4 protein-coding genes are annotated in these 5,730 nt (G+C 75.9%); 3 read left to right on the plus strand and 1 reads right to left on the minus strand.

Features of this window, described 5'->3' with window-relative positions:
• Positions 1-69: 69 nt before the first annotated feature.
• On the plus strand, positions 70-327 hold the full coding sequence (locus tag ACFXA3_RS28455; protein WP_385191335.1) for a hypothetical protein: 258 nt from the start codon (positions 70-72) through the stop codon (positions 325-327).
• A gap of 823 nt (positions 328-1,150) precedes the next feature.
• On the plus strand, positions 1,151-1,873 hold the full coding sequence (locus ACFXA3_RS28460) for a DUF1775 domain-containing protein (RefSeq protein ID WP_385191336.1): 723 nt from the start codon (positions 1,151-1,153) through the stop codon (positions 1,871-1,873).
• Between the two features lie 120 nt (positions 1,874-1,993).
• Here the strand turns inward: ACFXA3_RS28460 and ACFXA3_RS28465 are convergent, their stop codons facing one another.
• Positions 1,994-3,907 carry a copper resistance CopC/CopD family protein gene (locus ACFXA3_RS28465; RefSeq protein ID WP_385191339.1) on the minus strand — a complete coding sequence of 638 codons (1,914 nt, stop codon included), beginning with the start codon at positions 3,905-3,907 and terminating at the stop codon, positions 1,994-1,996.
• Between the two features lie 283 nt (positions 3,908-4,190).
• On the opposite strand from ACFXA3_RS28465, the gene ACFXA3_RS28470 reads away from it, so the two are divergent.
• Positions 4,191-5,730: alpha/beta fold hydrolase (locus ACFXA3_RS28470; protein WP_385191340.1), on the plus strand; the 1,540-nt coding region annotated here is incomplete at its 3' end.

Below are 5,730 nucleotides of genomic sequence, written 5' to 3' on the forward strand. Positions count from 1 at the left end.
GTCTGTTCGTTTTTTAGCGCGCGGGGTGGGGGGGGGGGGGCGCCCCCCCCCCCGCGGCCCCCCCGCGCCGTGTGCTTCTATCCCGCGCCCCTGGTCCGGCTCCTGGGCAGCGGGTCCCCCCTGGCGCTGCGGATCGGCCGGCCCCTGGCCGTGCTGGTCGTGGCGATCGAGGCCCTCCTGCCCCTGGGGCTGCTCGTGCCGGAGACCCGCCCCTGGGCCGTCGCGGTCGGGATCTGCATGCACCTGTGCTTCTGGGGGCTGCTCCCCCTCATGCTCGCGGGCTTCTCCCTGGCCACGACGGCCAGCTACCTCCTCTTCGCCGGTTGACCGGCGAGCGCGCCCGGTCCGGCCCGCAGGGGATGCTCGGCCCGGGAAAACTGCTCGTGAATTGACAGTCGGGGCTCGCCGGGATCCGGGCCGGTGAAGGATGGGCCCGACATGGCAGGAGCTCGTACAGGGATGCGCTCGTGTCCGCAGCCCGAGCGGCTCGACGGACGGTGGCTGCGGGCTGCCGTGTTCACCCTGCTCAGCTCCGCACTGGCGGTCGCGAGCCATCACCTGGCCGCGGGGGACCCCGTCGTCTGGGAACGGGTGGCGGGCGGGGCGGCGTGCGCGTTCGCCCTGTCGTGGCCCCTGACCCGCAGGCCCCCGCCGTGGCCGCACGTGGTCGCCGCCACGGGCGTCGGCCAGCTCGTCCTGCACCGCGCCCTGTCCGCGGGGCAGCCGGTGCATCACGCGCACGGCGGGGCTCGCGGTGTGGTGCCGCACGCCGTGCGCACGGCACACCACGGCGCGTGGGCGATGACGGCGGCCCACTGCGCGGCCGTCTGCGTCGTGGCCCTGCTCATGCACCGCGCGGACCAGGTGCTCAGCCGGCTGCCGGAGACGGTGGGCCGCTGGGCCCAGCGGGCCGTCGCGGCCGCCGCCGCGGCTTTCGGTGCGCGCTGCCGGCCGCGGCCGGGGCCGCGCCCTCGTGCGGTGCCCGTACCGCCCGGCGGCCCCGGGGTGCGCCCGGCGGTGACGACGATGCTGTGCGACGCGGTGGTACGCCGCGGGCCTCCTGCCGGGCGGGCAGGAGACGTTCCCCCTGATCCTGGCGGGCCGACACCGGTGCGGTGCAGCCCGCCCGCGTACCGAGAGGCTCCTCACCGTGAACACCACACCCATCCGCCCCGTCCGCCGCAGGCTGGGGCTTGCAGCAGCCGGCTCCCTGGTGATCCTGGGCCTGACGGCCGGGCCCGCCGCCGCCCACACCGAGGTCACCGCCTCCGATCCGCGCGCCCTCGCCGAGAACGTGACGCTCTCCTTCACAGCCGAGGCGGAGTCGGACACCGCGGGCGTCTCCGAGCTGCGGGTCGTCCTCCCGAAGGGCATCGCCCCGGACGCCGTGACCCTGAAGGACGCCCCCAAGGAGTGGAAGCTGACGGCCACCCCGGACGGGTACGCCGTCGGCGGCGCGGCTCTGGCCAAGGGCACCGATGCCGAGTACAGCATCACGGTGCGTCAGCTGCCCGACGAGAAGTCGCTGGCGTTCAAGACGCTGGAGACGTACGGCGACGGGAAAGTCGACCGGTGGATCGAGGTGCCGGCAGGCGGGGAGAAGGTCGACAACCCCGCCCCCGTGCTCGAGTTGAAGGCGGCGGCCGACGGGGCCAAGCCGATCGCCCCGAGCGCGTCACCGGCGCCGGGCACCGCCTCGTCCGGCCCGCCGTCGACGGCGGCTCCTGCCGCTTCGGCCGCCGCGCACACCGAGGCGGCCGGCGAGAAGGGGACGGGCGGCCCCACCGGGGCGATCGTCGGGGTGGTCGCGGCCGTCGCGCTGCTCGCCGCCGGCACCGTCTGGTGGCTGCGCCGCAGCCGCGGCGAGGCCTGACCGAAACCGCCGGGGCGGTGCGCGGCCCCTGCCGCGCCCCGGCCCCGGCCCCTGCCCGAACCCCGGCTCCGGCCGTTGCGGCACGGTGCACGGCGCCGGGTGGGCCGTGCAGCAGGGCGCCTACGAGGACGGCGCGACGCGGACGGTCCCGCGCACCGTGACCTGGTCGATCTCACTGGTCCGGACCGTGATGTTCAGGGTCCACTCGCCGGGCATGGGCAGCCGCAGGTCGTAGGCGGCCCAGTACCCCTTCTGGTTCTTGAGCCGGGCGTCGATCGGGCCGACTCCCAGCTTCTCCTGGGTGAGGGTCAGGCGGAGTTCGGGAACGGTGGCGAGGCCGCCGTCCGCGGTGAACACCACGGCCTCGGCCGTGTTCTCCCCGACCCGTCCCGGCGCCAGGGTGATCTGCACGGTGCCCTGGTGGTTCGCCGTCCCCATGTCGCACGGGATGGTCACCACCTGCACATGGGGCTCCTGACCCGCGGCCGCCGCGGCGCTCGTGCCCGCAGCCCGGCTGGGCTGGGTTCCGGTGAGCAGGGTGGTGACCGCCAGGACCGCCACGCCGAGCAGGGCTTCGGCGGCCACCGTGCGGCGCAGGCGTCGTCGCAGTACGTCGGGCGCACGGAGCGGCGGCTCGGGGTCGTCGCCGCCGGTACCTCCCCCACCGGGCTCCCCGCTGCCGGACCGGTGTACGGGGTCCGCCGCCCCCGCGGCGGCCGGCGCGCCCACCAGCTCCCTCACCCGCCCGGGTTCGGGCACCGCCGGCGCTTGCGCCGCCGCGGACGTCTGCCGCACGAGGCCGGCGGTCCACCGGCGGGAGAAGGCCGCCACGCACAGCACCAGGACCACGGCGGCCACCTTCACCATGAGGGTCCTGCCGTACGGCGTGCCGGTCAGCGCCCCCCAGGAGCCGACCTGCCGCCAGGACTGGTACACCCCGGTGCCGACGAGAACCGCGACGGCGGCGAACGCCAGCGTCGAGAACCTGCCGATCGCGGACGCGGGAATCACGGGGCTGCCCTCGCCCCGGTTCCGCAGGACCGGCACCAGCGCGATCAGCCCGCCCAGCCAGACCCCCATGGCCAGCAGGTGCAGGACGGCGACGGGAACGGCGAGCGGCACCTGGATCCCGGCGGAGGCGTGCTCGGCAGCGGCCCAGGTGAGCGCCAGCCCGAGGGCCAGTACCGCCCCGGCCCGGCGGGCGCGGGTACCGGGGCCCTGCGGCTCGCCGCCCTCGTCCGCGGCGCGCAACCGCACGGCCGACCGCCTGACCGCCACCGCGGCCACGCCCAGCAGCACCAGTCTGACGATCAGCGCTACCCCGGGCCGCGTGGTGGCCGTGCGGCCCAGCCGTGCCGGGTCGAGCGCGGAGGTCAGCGGGCCGGCCGTCTCGTACGGGCCGCGCAGCAGCAGGAGCGCGACGGTGGACACCGCCAGCATCACCCACCCGGCGGCCAGCTGCCTGCGTACCGGACGAAGCGCGCCCGCGGCGGGCCAGCACACGAGAACGAACGCGGCGACGCCGAAGAGGAGGGCGAGCCCGCCGTAGGCGACGTAGCGGAAGAGTCCGTACAAACGGCCGGCCGCCGGGTCCACCCGCGACCCGGTCGGCACCACGGCGGCGGTCCCGGACGGCTTGCCGACGGAGAAGACGAAAGCGCCGGAGATCGGGTGCCCGTCGGCGGAAACGACCCGCCAGGCGACCGTGTAGGTGCCCTCGGGCAGGCCGTCGGACAGCTCCACCCGGCCGGTGTTCCCCTTGCCGTCCACGTGCCGGGCCGGGCGGGGGTTGACGCGCTCGTTGGCCGGCGACAGCACCCTCAGCGAATCGTCCGAGAAACCGACCGACTCGGTGAAGGTCAGCGTGACCTCCTTCGATGCCGTCTTGAGGACGGCGCCGTCGGCGGGGTCGGAGCCGCTGAGGCCGGCATGTGCGAAGGCCGATCCGGCTCCGCCGACGATCAGCGCGCACACGGCGGCGAGCAGGGCCAGAAGGGTCGGCGAGGTGCCGGTGCGAGGCGATCCTGGGCGCATGGGCAGGCAGCCTCCAAGGCGGCGACGGTGACGGCTCCACCGCCCGGTACTCGGTGATGCCGGGATGGGGACGATAGTGCCGCCGGCCCCGCCCGGAAGATTGTTGAGCAACTTCCGCCAAAGAGCGGTGAACCCCTTGCGCACCCGGGACTGTCCCGCACGGCTCCCGCCCCGGCTCGCGGGCGCCGCCGAACCGCGGTTTCGTGGGAGCAGAGGCGTGTGTACCGGTGCGGCGGCATCGACCGCCGGACCGGGACCTCGCCGTGACGGAGGAGGGCGGAACATGTCCGCACCGGGTCCCGCGGGCGGCCGACGGCTCCGTGCGGCCGTCCTGACGGCGGCGCTGGCCTGCTCCCTGCTGCTCGCGGGGCAGGTACCCGCCACCGCGGGCAGCGCGCCCGACGCACCCGCACCCCCCTCGCCGTCGCCTTCGGCGTCCGCTGCGCGACTGGACTGGCGTCCGTGCACCCCCGGCAGCCCGTGGGACTGCGCCACGGCGAAGGTGCCGCTCGACCACACCGCCCCCGCGGGCCGCGCCATCGACCTGGCGGTCGTCCGCCGGCAGGCCACCGGCCCCGGCCCGCGCATCGGCACCCTGTTCGTGAACCCGGGCGGTCCCGGGGGCCCCGGGACCGTGCAGGTGCCGCAGAACTACGACGCCTTCCCGAAGGAACTGCGCGAACGGTTCGACATCGTCAGCTGGGACCCGCGCGGGATCGGCAACAGCACCGCCGTGAACTGCTTCGACACCCCCGAGGAGGCCAGGACCTGGGCGGCCCGCCCACCGGCCGGCTTCCCCGTGGGCGCACAGGAGCGCAAGGCGTGGACCGATGCCTACGAGGACCTCGGCCGGCGCTGCGAAAAGCGCGATCCGGACCTGCTGCGCCACGTGTCGACCGCCGACACCGCCCGGGACCTCGACCTGCTCCGCCGCGCGGTGGGCGACCCGCAGCTGAACTACCTCGGCGTCTCATACGGCACGATCCTCGGCGCCACCTACGCCAACCTGTTCCCCGGCAGCGTCCGCGCCATGGTCCTCGACAGCAACATCGCCCCCCGGGCCTGGACCGGCGGCCCCACGGCGGGCGAGCCCCGCACCACGACCTTCCTGCGCATGGGCTCGGACCGCACCGCCGCGGCCACCCTGGACCGTTTCCTCGACCTGTGCGGATCGGCGCCCGTGGCCCGCTGTGCGTTCTCGGCGGGCAGCCCCGGGGCCACGCGCGCGAAGTTCGACCGGCTGATGCAGCGGCTCCGGGAGCATCCGGTCGGCCCGTGGACGTACGCCCGGACGGTCGCCGACGCGGTGAACGGCCTCTACATCGTCGACCCCGGCTGGACGGCTCTCGCGGGCAGGCTCCAGCAGCTGTCGCAGGGGCGGGCCCCCGAGCCGCAGGCGTACCCGCCGCCGCCCCCGGTGGACCGGCCGAACCCGTACCTGGGGGACGAGCAGGCGGCGGCCGTGTGGTGCGCCGACAGCCCCAACCCCCGCGACCCCGCCGCCTACCACGGCCTGGAGGAGGCGAGCGCCCGGCGGGCCGGCGACGCGGGCCGCTTCTGGACGTGGGCGGCGGAGGCCTGTGCCACCTGGCCGGCCCGGTCCGCCGCCGGGTACGCCGGCCCGTGGAACAAGCCCACCGCCCGTCCCGTCCTGGTGATCGGGACCCGGTACGACCCCTCCACGCCCTACACGGGCGCCCAGGCCATGGCCGGGGTGGGGGGGGGAGCCCCCCCGGAGACGCAAGACGGGTTCGGGCCCACCCCCCCCTTGAAAAACCCCCGCCCCCGCAACAGCCGCGGCCAGAGCCCCGACAGACGAGAAA

It is taken from the genome of Streptomyces sp. NPDC059456 (genome assembly GCF_042750055.1).
Lineage (GTDB): Bacteria > Actinomycetota > Actinomycetes > Streptomycetales > Streptomycetaceae > Streptomyces.

What these genes read in the sequence shown, in the direction of transcription:
- ACFXA3_RS28465 (WP_385191339.1), bottom strand. Translation starts at nt 3,907, where the DNA reads ATGCGCCCAGGATCGCCTCGCACCGGCACCTCGCCGACCCTTCTGGCC.